This window comes from Parafrigoribacterium humi, assembly GCF_040227205.1.
In the GTDB taxonomy this organism is placed as follows: Bacteria; Actinomycetota; Actinomycetes; order Actinomycetales; family Microbacteriaceae; genus Parafrigoribacterium_A; species Parafrigoribacterium_A humi.
Genome location: NZ_JBELOA010000002.1, coordinates 523,397 through 541,487, shown reverse-complemented (window position 1 = coordinate 541,487; position 18,091 = coordinate 523,397). Strand labels below are relative to the sequence as shown.

Sequence of the window (18,091 nt, the reverse complement as noted above, 5' to 3'; positions counted from 1 at the left end):
CCTCGGCCGTTTGACACCCATCGAGTTCGAGACCATCATGACCACAACGACCGCAAACGCGGCCTAAGAATACGAGTAACCGAAACCCTCAGCAGTCCCATCCGTGCACCAGACCCGGTGCTGTCGCGAATGTCGGTGGTGGGGTGTTGGGTGAAGACATGGAAAACATCGGAGCTGCAGCGGCAACGGTCGCGCACGACGATGTTGCCCAAGACGAATTCGGGAGCCGCAGTGACGCGGAGTTCGACCTCGAGTTCGACGCCCTAGTGGCGAGTTGGTCGGCTGAGCGGTGGGCCGTGGAGCACGGCGACTACGACGAGGCGCAGCACTGCCTCGATGCACTGCTCGAGGCTCGCGCCCTCAAAGCGTCGGCGGAGGCGCGGGAGCAGCAGTGCCTCGCCCGGCTCGAAGCGATTGCCCTCGAATCAGCAGACCGCGGCACACCGAAACAGTCGGATGCTTCCAGCCGCTCCCGTGAGATCGCCTGGCGGTCCATGGTCGCCGAGATCGCCGTCGCGACCCGCCAGGCCGATCGTACGGTGCAGGCCATGATGGGTCGGGCGACCGCTCTCGCGCGCGACCTTCCTGCCGTGCTCGACGCTCTCGCCTGCGGCCGCATCTCGTTCGCCCACGCACGCGTCATCCACGAACACTCCATCGGCATCGAAGGCGACGCTCTCGACGAATACCAACGGCTCACCCTGGGCCGGGCCGAGACCACAACTCCGGGCAAACTCGCCGCGCGCGCGAAGGTGGCCGCGGTTCGCCTCCGGGCGGAGAGCTTCGAGCAGCGACACGCACGGGCACGCGAAGACCGCGCCGTCTCCATCCGCGACCTCGACAACGGGATGTCCGAACTTCTCCACGTGCTGCCGACCCCCCTCGCCGCGGCCATCTTCGATCGCCTCACCCGGCAGGCCAAAGCCGTCGCCGCCACCGGCGATCCGCGCACGCGCGACCAGCTCCGCTCCGATCTCGCGACCGACCTGCTTCTCACCGGCGAACCCGCGGTCGGCGAGGATGCTCCCCACTCGGCCGCGGAAGGCATCCAGGCCGAGGTCTCGATCGTGATCCCGGCGCTCACCCTCCTCGGTCACGGCGACGAACCCGCAACGCTCGCCGGTCGTGGGCCCATCGACCTCGACACCGCCTGCCGGCTCGCCGGAGCGGCATCCGAACTGGTCCGGGTGCTCACCCACCCGGTCACCGGCATGGTCGTCACCGCCGACAGCTATCGGCCGACCGCAAGCCTGCGACGATATCTGGCGGCGCGTGATCGCCACTGCCAGTTCCCGAGCTGCAATCGCGACGCCCGCTGGTGTGACATCGACCACACCGAGGCCTGGGAACACGGTGGCACAAGCACGCCGGGCAATCTCGCGCACCTGTGCCGAGGGCATCACACGATCAAACACCACGGCGGTTGGAAAGTGAGACAGACCGCACCCGGCGTGCTCGAATGGACCAGCCCGCTGGGCAGGGTCGTCGCAGACGGCACAGCCGCGGAGGCGCCGCCCTGGCCGCGATTCAACGACGGGCCGCCGCCACCGTTCTGAGTTGAAGCCTGCCCTCTGCAGGTCGTGTTCGCGAACGCGCCGCGCGTATCGTGGAACCGATAGCCACAACAACAACGGAGTTCTCTTGTCACTCGTCGCCGCCTACCTCGCCACCTCCGCCGATGCCCCACTGGAGCCGGGCACCGTCACCCGCCGCGAGGTCGGCGCACACGATGTGCTCATCGAGATCGCGTGGGCCGGAATCTGCCACTCAGACATCCACACGGTGCGAGGGCACTGGGGTGCGCAGCACTACCCGCTGGCAGTCGGACACGAGATCGCCGGAGTCGTCACCGAAGTCGGCTCCGACGTCACCCGCTACCGACCCGGCGACCGCGTCGGTGTCGGCTGCATGGTCAACTCGTGCCGCGAGTGCGCGAACTGCCTCGCCGGGCAGGAACAGCACTGCCTGAACGGAAACGTGGGAACCTACGCATCCCTCGACAGGGACGGCACGATCACCCAGGGCGGCTACTCCACACACGTCGTCGTGAACGAGGACTTCGTGCTGCGCCTGCCGGAGTCGATCCCATTCGACAAAGCGGCCCCGCTGCTGTGCGCGGGCATCACCACCTACTCGCCGCTGCGACACTGGGGCGCCGGACCGGGCAAGAAGGTCGCCATCGTCGGCCTGGGCGGGCTCGGCCACATGGGCGTCAAAATCGCCCACGCCCTCGGCGCAGAAGTCACCGTGCTCTCGCAGTCGCTCCGCAAGAAAGCCGACGGGCTGGCCCTCGGCGCCGACCACTACTACGCCGTCAGCGACCCGGCCACCTTCGAGACACTGGCGAACAGCTTCGACCTCATCCTCAACACCGTCAGCGCACCGCTCGACCTGGACGCCTACCTGGGCCTGCTCACCTTCGAAGGCACGATCGTCAACGTCGGCGCACCGCCCGAGGCGCAGTCCTTCCACGTGTTCTCGCTCATGGACAACCGCCGCTCCATCGCGGGTTCCTCGATCGGCGGCATCCGGGAGACGCAGGAGATGCTCGACTTCTGTGCCCAGCACGACATCGCCCCCGAGGTCGAGATCATCGCGGCAGAACAGATCAACGAAGCCTGGGACCGGGTGCTCGCCTCCGACGTGCGCTTCCGCTTCGTCATCGACATCTCCACCCTCGCCTCGCCCGCCGCGACCATGAGGCCGCGAAGACGGGACTGAAGACCCTATCGGGCTGATAGAGCCACTGGGACGCTTGCACTGGAGGTCGAACCGTCCAGGGCTCGACCTCCACAGTGAGGAGTCGGTGATGGCATACACGGAACTTCTGAAGCGCCCGCTCAGGCACGGTACCGGCCGCTCGGATATCACGACCTTGGCCACTCCGGTCGACGAAGCACAGACATCACGCCCACGGCAGGAGCGGCTCATCATGGTCCACTGCGAAGGCCAAGATTTTCACGCGCTGCCCGAGATGGCGGCCATCTTTCTTCGCAGGGCACTCGAGGTCCTCGCACACCAGCGTTCCGAATTGGTGCCCCTGCGCCACACGGAAGGAATCGAGCTGGTGCTCATCACGCCAGCCACGGCCGCCGCGTGCCGCTATGACGGCTGGAAGCTCACGGACATCCGCAGGGCTGCCCTGTTTCCGGACATAGTTCACCCATGTCTCCAGACATCGTTCATAGTCGTGAACTGTGTCGAAAAACCGAATCATCGTTACCTCCGTCATCATCGAAGGCCGCACCAAAGCTGAGGTCGCCCGCGACTACGGCGTCACCTACCGGTGGGTCCACACCCTGGTCTCCCGCTACCTGGCCGGCGGATGGGCTGCGATCGAACCCCAATAGAGGCGACCGAAAACATCCCCGTCGAGAACTCCGCCAGAGCTAGAAGCAGCCATCCTCCAATTGCGTCGATCGCTGCAGGCAGCCGGCCACGACGCCGGACCCCACACGATCGCCGCACACCTGGAACGGGTCCACGGCGCAACACCGGCCGCCTCGACGATCTGGAAGGTACTGCGCCGCAACAACCTCATCACCGCGCAACCGAAGAAACGACCCCGTTCGTCCTACCTCCGGTTTCAAGCCGACCTGCCCAACGAGACCTGGCAATCCGACTTCACCCACTGGCGGCTCTCATCCGGCGCTGGGGTCGAGATCCTGACCTTCCTCGACGACCACTCCCGACTCGCTCTCTCAGTCACCGCCTATCCCGTCGTGACCGTCGCGCTCGTCCTCGACCAGTTCCGCACCACAGTCGCAGAATACGGGCCACCAGCGTCCACTCTGACCGATAACGGGCTCGTGTTCACCACCCGCGTTCGCGGCGGACGGAACACCTTCGAGAACGAGCTGAACCTGCTCGGCATCGATCAGAAGAACGGCCGCCCGAACCACCCCCAAACTCAGGGCAAGGTCGAACGATTCCAGCAAACGATGAAGAGATGGCTCCGCGCGCAACCACCCGCCGAAACTCTCGAGGATCTACAGACACAGCTGGACACGTTCCGCAGCTACTACAACACCATCAGACCCCACCGCTCCCTGAACCGGAGCACCCCGGCAGAGGCCTACACGGCCCGCGGCAAGGCAACCCCCGCCGGCACCGACGGGCACTGGAGAATCCGCGAAGACCGCATCGACGAGTCCGGCGTCGTCACCCTGCGTTACAACTCGAAAATGCACCACATCGGCATCGGCCGCGCCCACAAAGGAGAACACATCAGACTCCTCATCCACGACCGCGAAATTCGGATCATCAACCCCCGAACCGGCGAGCTCCTGCGCGAGCTGACCCTTAACCCAGCCATCGACTACCAACCCCAGAAACCACAAAACGCCCTCCCGAAGGAGAGCGAAATATGAACCATGTCCCGAGACATCTATGAACGATGTCCCGAGACATGACACTGTCGGGCTGACAGTGTCTGGTTTCTTGACATAGAGGACAGGTGTCTCCAGACATAGAGGACATTCCCGTTCTCTTCTGGAGGCCCCGTGTCCAAGGCCCGCGTCATCGTCAGCGCCGTCATTCTGGAGGGCCGATCCAAAACGGAGGTCGCCCGCGACTACGGTGTCGCCCGATCCTGGGTCTATACCCTCGTCACCCGCTACCTGACCGGCGGATGGGACGCGGTCGAACCACGATCAACGAGACCCCACTCCAACCCGCGCAACATCGACCCCGCCCTGGAAGCCGAGATCCTGCAGCTGCGACGCGAATTGAGCGCCCAGGGACACGACGTCGGCCCACACACCATCGCCGCCCACCTCGAACGCCGCCACGGGAGCACACCGGCGGTCTCCACCATCTGGAAAGCACTCCACCGAGGCGGACTGATCACCCCGCAACCGAAGAAACGGCCCCGCTCCTCCTATCTGCGCTTCCAAGCCGACTTCCCGAACGAGACCTGGCAATCCGACTTCACCCACTGGCGGCTCGCCTCCGGCACCGGAGTCGAGATCCTGACCTTCCTCGACGACCACTCCCGCCTGGCCCTGTCAATCACCGCCCATCCGGTTGTCACCGGCCAGACCGTCCTCACCAACTTCCGGGCAAACGTCACAGAATACGGGCCGCCCGCGTCGACTCTGACCGATAACGGACTCGTATTCACCACCCGAGTCCGCGGCGGCAAGAACGCCTTCGAGAACGAACTCCGACTACTGAACATCACCCAGAAGAACGGCCGCCCGAACCACCCCCAAACCCAAGGGAAAGTCGAACGATTCCAGCAGACGATGAAGAAATGGCTCACCGCCCAAGCTTCGGCCGACACCATCGAGGACCTGCAGACCCAGCTGGAGAGCTTCCGCGCCTACTACAACACCGTCCGACCACACCGCTCCCTGAACCGAAGCACCCCCGCCCAGGCCTACGCAGCCCGCACCAAAATCGGTCCCGCCGGCACCGTCGGCGGGCACTGGAGAATCCGCGACGACCGCGTCGACGACTCCGGCGTCATCACGATCAGATACAACTCCCGCCTGCACCACATCGGCATCGGCCGCGCCCACAAAGGAGAACACATCAGACTCCTCATCCACGACCGCCACATCCGCATCATCGACAAAGCCACCGGAAAACTACTCCGCGAGCTCACCCTCGACCCCGACAAGGACTACCAACGACAATGAAAAACGCCCCCACCATCCGGTGAGGGCGTCCTCGATGTCTCAAGACATCTGTCCTCAATGACTGAAGACATCACACGGACATCCGCAGGGCCTTTTGACCCTACGCGTCCACCGTGTGGGCACCTAACGTGAGGAACGACCTCACGTGACGAAAGGGATGACATGTACGAGCGCATTCTGGTGCCGGTGGATGGATCGCCGTTCTCTGAGGAAGCCATCGCCTACGCGCGAGGACTCGCCGAAGCAACCGGTGCACGACTCACTCTGCTGCGAATCGCGGAGAACGGATCTTCGGTCGAATCCGAAGAGTATCTGCACCACCTCGCTGCCACGACCAACGCCGAGACTCGCCTCATCTCCAGCCACGGCTCCGTACCCGCGGACATCCTCGAGGAAGCCGACCGCGTTCCCGGCACACTCGTGGCGATCACCTCTCACGGTCGCGGCGGAGTCCTCAACGCCATATTGGGCAGCGTCGCCCGTGAAATCGTGCACGCCAGCCACGGCCCCGTGCTCGTCTACCGCCCCGAGGGCGAGTCGAGCGGGGTGGAGCCGATCAGGATCTCGTCGGTGCTGCTGCCACTCGATGGAACCAGACTGTCTGAGAGCATGAAGCCGGAGGCGGCAGAGTGGGCGCGCGCTCTCGGAGCGACCCTGACGGTTGTGCAGGTGGTTCCGGCCGGCGGAAAAGCGGACCCGCTGCTCGCGTCGTATGACGTGCTCGACAGCTCCTACGTGTCGTCTCACGCGCGCGACATCAAGCGGGAGTTCGGCGTCGACGCCAGTTGGGAAGTCCTCCACGGCGATCCGGTGGAGTCCCTCGAGCGCTACATCGGTGGACGCCGCGACGTGTTGGCAGTCATGGCGACCCGCCAGCAGACGGCGGTCAAGGCCGCAGTGCTCGGCAGCGTGACCTCCGGCATGGTGCACAGGGTCGGCATCCCGATCATCGTGCAGGCGCCGGTGAAGGAGCGTATGGCCGCGCAATGAGCCCGGCGTCCCCCTCCCATGGTCAGCCGTGCTGGAGCGCCTTCGGACTGCTGAAGCGCGCCGCCCTGCGATTGACGTGGTGGGCTCTCCCCCGCTGGAGAGCTCTACTCGGGGGTTGCGCAGTCAGGCGCGAGAAGAACCAGCTCTTCGCAACTTCGACGAGAACGAGATAGACGAGCGCCAGGACCAGCAAGCTGAGGAAGAAGGGGGCAGGGAGTGGGTCGAAGCCCAGGATCCCTGCGAGCGGCGACAGCGGAAGGAATATCCCGACGGCAACGACCCCGAGCGAAGCACAGAGAAGCCCGGCCGACGGTGTGCTGCGCAGAAACGGAACCCTGCGAGTTCTGATCGCGAAGATGATCAGGGTCTGGGTGGCGATCGACTCCACAAACCAGCCGGCGCGGAACTCCCCCGGTGCTGCCTGGAAGACGTAGATCATGAGCGCGAAGGTCGCGAAATCGAAAAGTGAACTGATCGGTCCGAAGAGCAGCATGAACCTGCGGATGAAGCCGATGTCCCAGTGTGATGGGGAGAGGATCTGCTCCTGGTCGACGCGGTCCCCGGGAATCGCAAGCTGCCCCGTGTCGTAGAGAAGGTTGTTGAGCAGGATCTGGCCGGGAAGCATCGGGAGGAAGCTGAGCACCACGGATGCCACGGCGGCGCTGAACATGTTGCCGAAATTGCTCGACGTACCCATGAGCACGTACTTCATCGTGTTCGCGAAGATGCGGCGCCCCTCCGCCACTCCGTCTGCGAGGACCCCGAGGTCCTTATCCGTCAGCACGATGTCCGCTGCGTCTTTCGCGACATCCGTCGCGCTCTCCACGGAGATGCCGAGGTCGGCCTTGTGAAGCGCCAGGGCATCGTTGACGCCGTCGCCGAGAAAGCCGACGGCATGACCGCTCCTGCGCAGCGCGGTGATCAATCGGCCCTTCTGCTCTGGAGACACCCGCGCGAAAATGCTCGCGTCGCGAGCGGCGACCGCAAGATCGTCGTCGGAAAGGGCATCGATCTGGATACCGGTGAGAGTTCCTCCACTCGAGACCCCGAGGTCTGCGCACACCTTCTCAGCTACTTTCGCATTGTCTCCCGTGGCGATTTTGACGGCGATGCCAAGTGCGGCCAGGCGCTCGAGCGATTCCCTGGCGTCGGCTTTCGGGCGGTCGAGAAAGACGAGAAAGCCCGCGAGCGTGAGTTCGCGTTCATCCGCGGCCGTGATCGTGGATTGATCGGTCACGGTCCGCGTGGCGACCGCCACGACGCGACCTCCCGCGGCGAACCGTGCATCGAGTAGTTGCTGCGCAGGCCGGGGAACTGAGATGCACAACTTCAATACATCCTCGGGCGCCCCCTTGGTGACCAGCATCGTTGCGGCTCCATCGATTCTGACGAGCGCGGTCGTCATCCGCCGCAGGTGGTCGAACGGAAGCAGGCCCAAGCGCTGGTAGCGGTCGGGCCGGAAGTCGTTCGCATTCGGCGAGTCCCACAGCGCCGCGTCAAGCGGGTTCTGCCCCACGGCCGCTGCCCGCTTTGCGTAGTCGACCTCCGTGGACAGGAGACCGAGGGTCACCAGTGCGTCCGCGGGCAGCGACGCATCGACGGGCAGGCTCTCGGAAAAGCTGATGGCTCCCTCGGTGAGTGTGCCTGTCTTGTCGGTCACCAGAACATCCATGTCGCCGAGGTCTTCGATGCACACGAGACGTTTCACGAGTACCTTGCGGCGCGCGAGCTGCCTCGTTCCGGCTGCCAGGCAGGTACTCACGACGGCGGGAAGCAGTTGCGGCGTGATGCCCACGGCGATGGCGAGTGAGAACAGTAGCGAATCCAGTGGCGGGCGGCTTAGCAGCAGGTTCGCGACGAAGATCACCGCGGTGAGGGCGATAGCCACTTCGAGCAGCAGGAAGGAGAACTTCTTGAGTCCGCTCTGGAATTCCGTCTGGGGTTGTCTCTCCCCCAGGCCCAGTGCGATTCTCCCGAACTCGGCGCGGCCGCCGGTCGCGACCACCACTCCCGTTCCGGCACCGCTCTGCACGACGGTGCCCATGAAGGCGCACGAGGTCATCTCCGCCAGCGCCGCGCTCGCGGGCACAGCCGAAGGATCCTTCTCCGACGGATTGGACTCGCCGGTCAGGATGCTCTCATCGCAGAGCAGGTTGTTGCAGGCCAGGAGGCGGAGGTCAGCTGGCACCACAGAGCCGAGCGTGAGCTTCACAATGTCGCCTGGGACCAGATCGACCACGTCGATCTCGGTGAGTGCTCCGTCCCTTACGACAACCACGCGATGAGTGACCCTGGAGTGCAGGGCCTCGGAGGCACGCTCGGCCCGATACTCGTTGACGAATCCCAATCCGATGCTCACGATCAGGATCACGCCGATGACGATGGAATTGGTCGCATCGCCGACGAAGAGCGACGCGACCGCAGTGACGATGAGCAGGGCCAGGATCGGACTCTTGAATTGCCGTGCGAGAACGGACCAGGCGCTTGCCCTGTGGGTGCGAAAGGCGTTGGGTCCGCCCGTCACGAGGCGCCCGGCGGCCTCGCTGGCGCTCAGTCCGGATGCAGCGGCCCCAAGACCGGACAGGACTTCATCCGGCGACTGTCGAGCCGCGACAGAGATCGCGCTCGCGTCGGTCATCCCAGCGGACCCCGCGCCTCCAGCCGGAGCACGGCCGCCTGGGTGCGCCGTTGGAGGCCGAGCTTGCTCAGCAGGCTTGAGACGTAGTTCTTCACGGTCTTCTCGGCCAGCGCCAGCCTCTCACCGATCTCGCGATTCGTGAGGCCCTCCGCGATGAGTGAAAGTACCTCGTTCTCCCTGGCGCTCAAGGTCTCTAACCGTGAATCTCCCTCGTGATCATGGCGGATCCGCTCGACCACTTTGTGGCTCAGCGGAGTCCCGAGAATGGATCGCCCCGCGGCCACGGTGCGGATGTTCTCGATGAGGTGGTTGCCGCGCACCTCCTTGAGCACGTAGCCGGAGGCGCCGGCCAGCACGGCGGCGTTGATCGCTTCGTCATCGTCGTAGGCGGTGAGGATGATGCAGTGGATCTGCGGATTCTCGGAGCGCACGTCGCGACACACGTCGATGCCGTTGCCGTCCGGCAGCCTCATGTCCATGAGCACGACATCCGGATTCGTGGCGGAGATGCGCGCCCTGGCCTGGGCAGCGGTACCTGCCTCCCCCACGATTTCGATGTCGGCTTCCGCCTCGCAGAGATCGATGACCCCTCGCCGCACGATCTCCTGGTCGTCAACGACGAACACCCTCACGACACTGCTCCCTCGTTCTGATGCTCCGACGGCTCATCGATGGGAACGGACCACACGAGGCTGGTTCGTCCTTTCTCCGTGCCGAAGGCAAAAGTCCCCCCGTGGTCGACTGCCCGCTGCTCGAGATTCGCGAGCCCGCTGCGGCGTTTCACCTCGGCTGCACCACCACCATCGTCGGTGACCTCCAGGGTCACGCGAAGCTCGGTCACGGTGATGGCGAGCGAGACATGCTGTGCGGAGGCGTGCTTCACCACGTTGGTGAGAGCCTCGCGTGCGACCGCGACGATGTCTTCCGCGAGCGAGTCCGTGATGACCAGGTCGACGGGGCCGGAGAACTCGATGCGCGGATCGGGTGGTAGCGCGTCGGCCAGTTCGCGTGCGAGATCGATGATCCGGTTCCGAACGGTAGGTGTCTCGCCGTGTGCCCGGGAGATGGCAAAGATCACCGTTCGGATGCGCGCGATTGTCGAGTCGAGCGTGTTGATCGACCGGGTGACGCGATCCGCGATTGTTCCTGGGGAAAGTGCTCTGGCCACGTTCTGCAACTCAAGGCCCGTCGCGAAAAGTTGCTGGATGACGTGGTCGTGCAGGTCTCGTGCGATTCTGCTGCGATCCTCGAACAGGACCATTCGCTGTTGATCTGCCCGTGCGGTGGCCAGTTGCATCGCAACACTGATTCGACCGGCGAAGTCTGCCGCCATCTCAAGGTCTGCGGGCCTGAACCGGCCGCCCCCTGGCGATCTCGAGACGACAAGAGCACCGTGTACGGCGCTTGAGGCGACGAGCGGGATGGCCATGGTCGGTCCCGGCATACGCCCCGGCGTATGGACCGTTTCGAGGGCCTCGATCTCGTCGATCAGTCGTGGTTGCCCGCCCTCGATGACGCTCGCGGCGATGGACCCGGCCGCGGGGAAGAGCGTTCCCTCCAGGGTGTTCTCGCCCCTGCTGCGGGCCGTCTCGATGACGAGTTTCTGCGGATCGTCGGTCGGCCGCACGATGCAGACGAGGTCTGCCGAGGCGAGGCTGAGAGTGCGCGAGGTCAGCAACTCGACGAAATCCTCCTGCTCGCTCGAGAGCAATGCCGCGGTGATTTCGGCGGAGGCTGCTGCCCAGGCCTGCTTCTGCTGTGCGTCGGCGAACAACCTCGCATTGTCGATGGCGATTCCCGCGGTGCCGGCCAGAGCGGTGACCAGTTGTTCGTCTTCCGCGCTGAACTCGCCGGTCGACTGGTTTGCCAGGTACAGATTTCCGTAGACGCTGCCGCGCACGCGGACGGGAACACCGAGAAAGCTGTCCATGGGGGGATGTCCGGCGGGAAAGCCCTGCGAACGCGGGTCGTCCCCGAGGTGACGAAGACGAATCGGCCGCTGCTCATCGGTCAGAGCACCGACCAGGCCGATCCCCTTCGGCAGATGCCCTATCGCTTCCACCTCACTCGCTGACATGCCCACCTGCACAAGTTGCTCGAGGCGTCCGTCGGGTGCCAGCACGCCCAGAGCTCCGTACCGGGCGTCGACCAGCTCAACCGCGGTTTCGACAATCGTGCGCAACACGGTCGACAGGTCGAGATGTTCCACGACGGCCTGGTTGGCCCTGAGTAGCGCGCGCAGGCGGCCCTGCGTTGACGTGACGTGCTGGGCAAGGTCCACGAGGGTGCTCAGGGCCTGGTCGAGTTCGGCGCGTGGAGCATCCGGGAATGTCAGTGCGCCATCCTCGCTCATCCGGATTCCTCTGCTTCCACCCTCGAAACGGCGATACACGCGGGCGATCGAGCCCCTCTAGCGCGAGTGTAGTCGCGGCACTGTCGCGCGGCACGGAGCCGTTCCTCGAGCGCTGATCACGTTGCTATGCGGCGGGGTGGACGATCAATACCGGGCACCTGGCATGTTCGGCGCAGGTCGCACTCACCGAGCCGAGCAGGAGTCCGACAAACCCTCCGTGACCGCGTGACCCCAGTACAAGCATTTCCGCGCCTGCGCTCTCCTCGATGAGGGCTCGGGCGGGCGGGCCGGAGAGCGTCGTGGTGCTGAGCCAGGATGGCCTGGAGTTGCCGAACACCTCCTGCACGGCGGCATCGAGAATCTCGTGCGCGTCGTTTTCCGGTGACCAGCCCGCGAGCATTGCCAGCTCAGCGCCCGCGGGGTAGGTCCAGACGGTCATGGCTTCGAGCGTCGTTCCAAACGCTCGAGCGGCACGCACGGCATAGCGGAGTGCGTCGATCGACGACGCGGATCCGTCGACCCCCACGACGATGCGTCCCTTGTGTTCGGTGCCCGCTGTCGCCTTCGAAGAAGGTGAGGATGCCGGGCTCGTGATCTCGTTCATGGCTACAGGATCTCCTTGGATGTTTCGCCTGGACAGGGTCGAAAGTCACATGGACGCGACATGGCCGTGTTCGGTTCCTTCGCGGGCATCCCCGGCGTGGACGACCACGGCCGGCCCAGTGAGGTTGATCAGGACGTCGTGGCTGACGGAACCGACCATCGCGGTGGTCTCTTCCTGGCGGGAACTGCCGATGACCAGCATGGTGGCGGTGGCCGCCGCGTCGACCAGCACCTCCCCGATGGGGCGCCGCACCGTGCGCGTCTTCAGGTCGATCTCTGGGGCCGTCAGGGTGGCGAGCGTCACCGCGTCGGCCAGCGCTGCGGATGCACGCTCTTCGCTGTGCTGGATCAGCTCGCTTCGCGCGTCGTCACTGATCGTGGAGGTCGCCGGGATCGTGAACGCCCTGACCAGGGTGAGCGTCTCCCCCGTCCGTGCGGCCTCTCGCGCCGCGAACCGTATGGCCTGGCGTCCGGCGATCGAGTCATCCACTCCGGCGACGATTCCGCGGCCGTCGCGCGGCAGACCCTGCGGGATGATCGCTACGGGCGCGTACGCGCAGGCCGCGAGCTGCAGGCTTCTGGATCCGAAGATCTTGCCATTGATGAAGCCGGTCTTGTGCGTTCCGACGACAATCATCCCCGCGTCCCTGGATTCGGCGATGAGCACCTGCATCGGCTCTCCCCGTGTCGATTCAGTGTGCACGATGACATTGGGCGCGAGCGCGCGCGCGTACCCGGCCTCGCTCTCCAGAAGGCGTTGTGAATCGTCGCCGAGATCTTTGATCATCCGGGCGCTGATCGTGATCCACTCGTCGTCGATCACGTGAACGAGCTTCACCTCCACTCCGGTTGCGGCTGCGCGGGTGACAGCCCACCGCAGTGCGGCGCGACTGGACTCCGTGCCGTCGATTCCGACCACCAGTGTTCCGCTCACGACACTTCCTCCTCGCTGGTTGCGACGACCGCTCGCGGGCTGCTCGAGTACGCCGTTCACCACTATGTTCGCTGTCGTCGCGAACCGCCCCTAGAGCCGAAGGTCCTGTTTCTTCGTGCCTATCGCGCGGAGTGCATTCAGGATCGTGAGCAGGTCGACGACCTCCTGGAGGAGCGCCCCGGCGGTGGCGGGAATGACGCCGAAGGTGGCGACGACCATGAGCGCGAGACTGAGTGCTATCCCCAGCCAGATGCTCTGGAGGGCGATGCGCATGGTGTTCCTGCCGATGTCCACGGCACGTACGGTACGAGACAGATCGTCGACCAGGATGACGGCCGCAGCCGATTCACTCGCGGCGGTCGCGCCCTTCGCTCCCATCGCGATCCCGACCTCGGCCATGGCCAGCACGGGAGCATCATTGACGCCGTCTCCGACCATGAGCACGGGGCGAGCGGTGAGCTGCTGTACCGCGTGGACCTTGTCTGCTGCGAGGAGGTCCGCGCGCACGGACGTGATACCGACAACCTCAGCGACGTGGTCTGCGGTGGTGCGCGCATCCCCGGTGAGCATGAGAACGTCCTCGACTCCCCGCCTCCGGAGCGCGGCGATGGTCTCGCTCGCGTTCTCGCGAATCGGATCTGAGGCGACGATGCTGCCCGCATACCGGCCGTCCACGACCACATAGATGGCAAGCTCTCCGCCGCTGGTCTCCGTGCGCGGGATGCCCGAAGCATGTTCCGTCGCGAAGGTGAGCGTGCCCAAGCTGACGCGCTGTCCGTTCACGCTCGCACTGATCCCCTGTGCGGCATCCTCCGACGAGCCCTCGACCTCGAGCAGGGGCAGCCCGCGCCCGCGAGCCTCCGCCACGATCGAGGTCGCGAGCACGTGCGACGAGAACTGTTCCGCGGAGGCGACGAGCGTGAGTAGGGCATTCTCGTCGAACGGTGCGCGAGGATCGATGCGGGCAATCGTGGGGGCGCCGTGCGTGAGTGTCCCGGTCTTGTCGAAGACGGCGGTGCGGATGCGCGCGAGATATTCGAGCACACTCCCGCCCTTCACGATCACGCCGTTTCGCGCGGCCCTGCTCATCCCACCCATGAAGGCGATCGGTGCCGCCAGGAGCAGCGGGCACGGGGTGGCCAGCACGAGCACCTCGGCGAAGCGGCGGGGGTCACCGGCGATGATCCAGGCCACTCCGGCGAGCAGAAGCGAAACGACGGTGAACGGGACCGCATATCTGTCGGCGAGCCGCACCACCGGCGCTCGGTTCTGCTGGGCCTGTTGCACCAGTGCGATGATTCCCTGGAACTCGCTGTCGGCCGCCGTGGCCGTGGCCGTGATGGTCGCCGCGTTCAGTCCGTTCAGGGACCCGCTGAGAACGGTGTCTCCCGCGAGTTTGAGCACCGGCATGCTCTCCCCCGTGAGGGAGGACTCATCGAAGCTCGCGCTCGCCGAGAGGATAGTGCCGTCGACGGGAACGACCTCGCCCGCCCGCACGAGGATCACGTCGCCGGGCACCACAGCGCTCGCATCGATATCCGAGATGGCCTGTGTCGTTGCATCCACTGTGTGGGCCACCTGCGGTTCGCGCGCGAGGAGGGCGCTCAGTTCTCTCTGGGCCCTCGATTCTGCGTAGTCTTCGAGGGCCTGTCCGCCGGAGATCATCAACACGATCACCATGCTTGCCACATATTCGCCGACCAGTACGGTGGCCACGATCGCCACCACGGCGAGCACGTCGACGCCGAAATGGCCGTTCCTGAGGTCACGGAGCATGCGCCACGCCATCACCGCACCGACGGCCAGTGCGAAAGCGCTGAACAGGATCTGAACGGCAACGTTCTGCGAAGCGGCCCACAGCAGTATCCCCGCAACACCGACGAGCACGGTCAGGGAGACGACGCGATAGCGCAGGGCTGCTCGAATGAACGTCCTCATGGGTGTCGCGGCCACGCTAGCTCGACGCGAAGGTGCGACCGGTGACGGTGTCGGGCGTTATGCGCACATAGTTGAATTTCTCCCCGGGCTGCGCCGGTGCGAGCTCGAGGATCCCCGAGTGTTCGATCTCCTCGTCGAAGGCCAGCCGCACGGCCTCGCCCTTGACGACCACGCTGAACCAGGTGTCCCTCACGAGCCGCTCGACCTGGAATGCGACTCGCGGGTGCACCGCGAGACTGCTCAGCTTGGATCCGGGGGCGCTGCGGAAGAAGAGCCGGCGATCGGAGACGAGGTAATTGATGGGCAGGATATCGACACCGGTGGGCTGCAGCTGAAACGCGAGGTGGCCGATTCCCGAGCCCCCGAGGACCTCCCAGCATTCACCGTCGTCCAGTTCGCGGATCGCGGAATCCATCGCGTCGGCGCGCGCGGCAGGCCCGCCGCTCGGCTCATGGCGGCGGTCGTTAATCGAGGCGTCCATGCACTCAGTCTGGTCCCGAACGCGCTCCCTGTCACGAGTCGAAGGTCCCGTGACTCAGACGTTGTCGCCGCCCGTGTCGTCGTTGCGGAAGCCGCTCTCCGTTGCCCCTGACCAGGTCCAGTCGGCGACCTCCGGAATGTCTTCGCCGTGAGCCCTCGTGTATTCTCTGGCGCGCACTCGCGCATCCTGCATGTCCTGGCGCAGGATCGCCTCCTTCGCGCCCAGCCCGGGCACTCGATCGATGACATCCATGACCAGGTGGTATCGATCGAGGTTGTTCATCATGACCATGTCGAACGGTGTCGTGGTGGTTCCCTCCTCGATGTAGCCGCGCACGTGGAGGTTTTCGTGGCCGTTGCGGCGGTAGGTCAGTCGGTGGATGAGCCACGGATAGCCGTGATAGGCGAAGATCACCGGCTTGTCCGCGGTGAAGATCGCATCGTATTCGCGATCGCTGAGGCCGTGCGGATGCTCCCCCTCGCTCTGCAGACGCATCAGGTCCACGACGTTCACGACCCGCAGGCGGAGGGTGGGGATCCGCTCACGCAGGATGGAGGCTGCGGCGAGCGTCTCGAGTGTCGGGACGTCGCCTGCCGCGGCGAGGACGACATCGGGCTCGTCACCGGGCTTCTCGGTGCCGGCCCACTCCAGCAGGCCAAGACCGCGCGTGCAGTGCTCGATCGCCTGGTCCATCGTCAGCCAGTTGGGAGCGGGTTGTTTTCCGGCCACGACGACGTTCACGTAGCCCACAGAGCGCAGGCAGTGGTCATAGGTCGACAACAGCGTGTTGGCGTCGAACGGCAGGTAGACGCGCACCACGTCTGCCTTCTTGTTCACGACGTGGTCGATGAAGCCGGGATCCTGGTGCGAGAGCCCGTTGTGGTCCTGCCGCCACACGTGCGAGCTCAGCAGGTAGTTGAGCGACGAGATCGGACGTCGCCACGGGATGCTTCGTGTCGTCTTCAGCCACTTCGCGTGCTGGTTGAACATCGAATCGACGATGTGGATGAACGCCTCGTAGGAGTTGATCACACCGTGGCGCCCGGTGAGCAGGTAGCCCTCGAGCCAGCCCTGGCACTGGTGTTCGCTCAGCATCTCCATGACGCGGCCCGCTCGCGCGAGATGGTTGTCCTCGTCGATCGGCCACAGTTCGGCATTCCACTGCTTGTCGGTCACCTCGAAGACGGCGCTGAGTCGATTGGATGCCGTCTCGTCCGGCCCGAAGATCCGGAAGTTGTCTGGATTCGCCGCGATCACGTCTCGCAGCCATTCGCCGAGCACACGTGTTGCCTCGCTGACGGAACCGCCCGGCGCCGGGACGTCTACCGCGTAGTCGCGGAAGTTCGGCAGTCTCAACTCTCGGCGTAGCATGCCGCCGTTGGCCACGGGATTGGCGCTCATGCGCAGCTCGCCCTCCGGGGCGAGGGCGGTGGCGAGCGGCACCACGGCACCACTGTCATCGAAGAGTTCCTCCGGGCGGTACGTCCGCAGCCATGTCTCAAGCAGTCTCGTGTGTGCCTCCGTGTCGCGGGCATCGACGAGAGGGACCTGGTGGGCGCGCCAGTTGTTCTCCGCGGGATGCCCATCGATCTCCTTGGGACAGGTCCAGCCCTTGGGAGTGCGCAGGATGATCATCGGCCAGGCCGGGCGGTTCTCGAGGATGCCGGCGGCGGCATCCGCTTTGATCCTGGCGATGTGGTTCAGCACCTCGTCGAGCGTCGCGGCGAAACGCTTGTGCACCTCGATCGGGTCTTCGCCGTCGAAGCCGCCAGACACCAGATAGGGCGTGTGGCCGTAGCCGCGCATGAGTTCGAGGAACTCGTCTTCGGGGATTCGGGCAAGCACTGTCGGGTTAGCGATCTTGTAGCCGTTGAGGTGCAGGATCGGCAGCACCACACCATCGCGGAGCGGATCGACGAACTTGTTCGAGTGCCAGCTTGTCGCGAGCGGCCCGGTCTCCGCCTCGCCGTCGCCGACGACGGTGGCCACCAGCAGGTTCGGATTGTCGAAGGCCGCACCGTAGGCGTGTGAAAGCGAATACCCGAGCTCTCCGCCCTCGTGGATCGACCCGGGCGTCTCCGGTGCCACGTGGCTAGGGATGCCGCCGGGGAACGAGAACTGCCTGAACAGGCGTCGCAGGCCTTCTGCGCTGCGGTCGATGGTGTTGTAGACCTCGCTGTAGGTTCCGTCGAGGTAGGCGTTGGCGACCATGCCGGGGCCGCCGTGCCCTGGGCCGGCGATGTAGATGGCGTTGAGCGAGCGTTCCCGGATGACGCGGTTCAGGTGGGCATAGATGAGGTTGAGCCCCGGCGTCGTGCCCCAGTGTCCGAGTAGGCGGGGTTTGATGTGTTCCCGACTGAGCGGTTCACGAAGAAGCGGGTTGTCGAGCAGGTAGATCTGGCCGACGGAGAGATAGTTTGCGGCGCGCCACCACGCATCCAGCTCATCGAGGGTCTGCGACGAAATCGCCTGCGCTTCGCGGTGTGGCCATGCGGTCGTCATCGGTTCCACT

13 protein-coding genes and 1 pseudogene are annotated in these 18,091 nt (G+C 65.2%); 6 read left to right on the top strand and 8 right to left on the bottom strand.

Going from position 1 to position 18,091, the window contains the following annotated elements:
- The first annotated feature begins 158 nt into the window (after nucleotides 1-158).
- The 6 genes and pseudogenes from ABUA28_RS06850 (at nucleotide 159) to ABUA28_RS06820 (ending at nucleotide 6,632) form a co-directional block, all read left to right on the top strand.
- On the top strand, nucleotides 159-1,556 hold the full coding sequence (locus tag ABUA28_RS06850; protein ID WP_349903276.1) for an HNH endonuclease signature motif containing protein: 1,398 nt from the start codon (nucleotides 159-161) through the stop codon (nucleotides 1,554-1,556).
- Between the two features lie 85 nt (nucleotides 1,557-1,641).
- Nucleotides 1,642-2,721 carry an NAD(P)-dependent alcohol dehydrogenase gene (locus ABUA28_RS06845; RefSeq protein WP_349903275.1) on the top strand — a complete coding sequence of 360 codons (1,080 nt, stop codon included), beginning with the start codon at nucleotides 1,642-1,644 and terminating at the stop codon, nucleotides 2,719-2,721.
- Between the two features lie 88 nt (nucleotides 2,722-2,809).
- A complete protein-coding gene (locus ABUA28_RS06840; RefSeq protein WP_349903300.1) occupies nucleotides 2,810-3,256 on the top strand; it encodes a hypothetical protein in 447 nt (148 codons plus the stop codon).
- Nucleotides 3,198-4,370: pseudogene (locus tag ABUA28_RS06830) on the top strand (IS481 family transposase). Before ABUA28_RS06840 ends, ABUA28_RS06830 begins: the two are co-directional and overlap by 59 nt.
- A 132-nt stretch (nucleotides 4,371-4,502) precedes the next feature.
- Nucleotides 4,503-5,642, top strand: coding sequence for an IS481 family transposase (locus ABUA28_RS06825; protein ID WP_349903272.1), 1,140 nt, complete (start codon nucleotides 4,503-4,505; stop codon nucleotides 5,640-5,642).
- Between the two features lie 162 nt (nucleotides 5,643-5,804).
- Nucleotides 5,805-6,632 (top strand): universal stress protein, encoded by an 828-nt coding sequence (locus tag ABUA28_RS06820; protein ID WP_349903271.1) that lies wholly within the window; start codon nucleotides 5,805-5,807, stop codon nucleotides 6,630-6,632.
- Between the two features lie 22 nt (nucleotides 6,633-6,654).
- Here ABUA28_RS06820 and mgtA read toward each other — a convergent pair whose 3' ends face one another.
- From mgtA to ABUA28_RS06780, 8 genes are all read right to left on the bottom strand, one after another.
- Complete coding sequence (gene mgtA, locus ABUA28_RS06815; RefSeq protein ID WP_349903270.1) at nucleotides 6,655-9,270, bottom strand: magnesium-translocating P-type ATPase; 2,616 nt, start codon at nucleotides 9,268-9,270, stop codon at nucleotides 6,655-6,657.
- A complete protein-coding gene (locus tag ABUA28_RS06810; protein ID WP_349903269.1) occupies nucleotides 9,267-9,902 on the bottom strand; it encodes a response regulator transcription factor in 636 nt (211 codons plus the stop codon). Before ABUA28_RS06810 ends, mgtA begins: the two co-directional genes overlap by 4 nt.
- A complete protein-coding gene (locus tag ABUA28_RS06805) occupies nucleotides 9,899-11,623 on the bottom strand; it encodes a sensor histidine kinase (protein ID WP_349903268.1) in 1,725 nt (574 codons plus the stop codon). Before ABUA28_RS06805 ends, ABUA28_RS06810 begins: the two co-directional genes overlap by 4 nt.
- A gap of 124 nt (nucleotides 11,624-11,747) precedes the next feature.
- Nucleotides 11,748-12,227 (bottom strand): universal stress protein, encoded by a 480-nt coding sequence (locus tag ABUA28_RS06800; RefSeq protein WP_349903267.1) that lies wholly within the window; start codon nucleotides 12,225-12,227, stop codon nucleotides 11,748-11,750.
- Between the two features lie 45 nt (nucleotides 12,228-12,272).
- Nucleotides 12,273-13,160, bottom strand: a complete 888-nt coding sequence (locus tag ABUA28_RS06795) for a universal stress protein (RefSeq protein WP_349903266.1) — start codon at nucleotides 13,158-13,160, stop codon at nucleotides 12,273-12,275.
- Between the two features lie 90 nt (nucleotides 13,161-13,250).
- On the bottom strand, nucleotides 13,251-15,098 hold the full coding sequence (locus tag ABUA28_RS06790) for a heavy metal translocating P-type ATPase (RefSeq protein WP_349903265.1): 1,848 nt from the start codon (nucleotides 15,096-15,098) through the stop codon (nucleotides 13,251-13,253).
- Between the two features lie 16 nt (nucleotides 15,099-15,114).
- A complete protein-coding gene (locus tag ABUA28_RS06785) occupies nucleotides 15,115-15,579 on the bottom strand; it encodes a pyridoxamine 5'-phosphate oxidase family protein (RefSeq protein WP_349903264.1) in 465 nt (154 codons plus the stop codon).
- Nucleotides 15,580-15,633: 54 nt separating this feature from the next.
- A complete protein-coding gene (locus tag ABUA28_RS06780; RefSeq protein WP_349903263.1) occupies nucleotides 15,634-18,081 on the bottom strand; it encodes a phosphoketolase family protein in 2,448 nt (815 codons plus the stop codon).
- Nucleotides 18,082-18,091: the final 10 nt, after the last annotated feature.

Coding starts and splice junctions, on each gene's coding strand:
- ABUA28_RS06850 (WP_349903276.1), top strand. CDS start 159: ATGGAAAACATCGGAGCTGCAGCGGCAACGGTCGCGCACGACGATGTT.
- ABUA28_RS06840 (WP_349903300.1), top strand. CDS start 2,810: ATGGCATACACGGAACTTCTGAAGCGCCCGCTCAGGCACGGTACCGGC.
- ABUA28_RS06820 (WP_349903271.1), top strand. CDS start 5,805: ATGTACGAGCGCATTCTGGTGCCGGTGGATGGATCGCCGTTCTCTGAG.
- mgtA (WP_349903270.1), bottom strand. CDS start 9,270: ATGACCGACGCGAGCGCGATCTCTGTCGCGGCTCGACAGTCGCCGGAT.
- ABUA28_RS06805 (WP_349903268.1), bottom strand. CDS start 11,623: ATGAGCGAGGATGGCGCACTGACATTCCCGGATGCTCCACGCGCCGAA.
- ABUA28_RS06800 (WP_349903267.1), bottom strand. CDS start 12,227: ATGAACGAGATCACGAGCCCGGCATCCTCACCTTCTTCGAAGGCGACA.
- ABUA28_RS06790 (WP_349903265.1), bottom strand. CDS start 15,098: ATGAGGACGTTCATTCGAGCAGCCCTGCGCTATCGCGTCGTCTCCCTG.
- ABUA28_RS06785 (WP_349903264.1), bottom strand. CDS start 15,579: ATGGACGCCTCGATTAACGACCGCCGCCATGAGCCGAGCGGCGGGCCT.
- ABUA28_RS06780 (WP_349903263.1), bottom strand. CDS start 18,081: ATGACGACCGCATGGCCACACCGCGAAGCGCAGGCGATTTCGTCGCAG.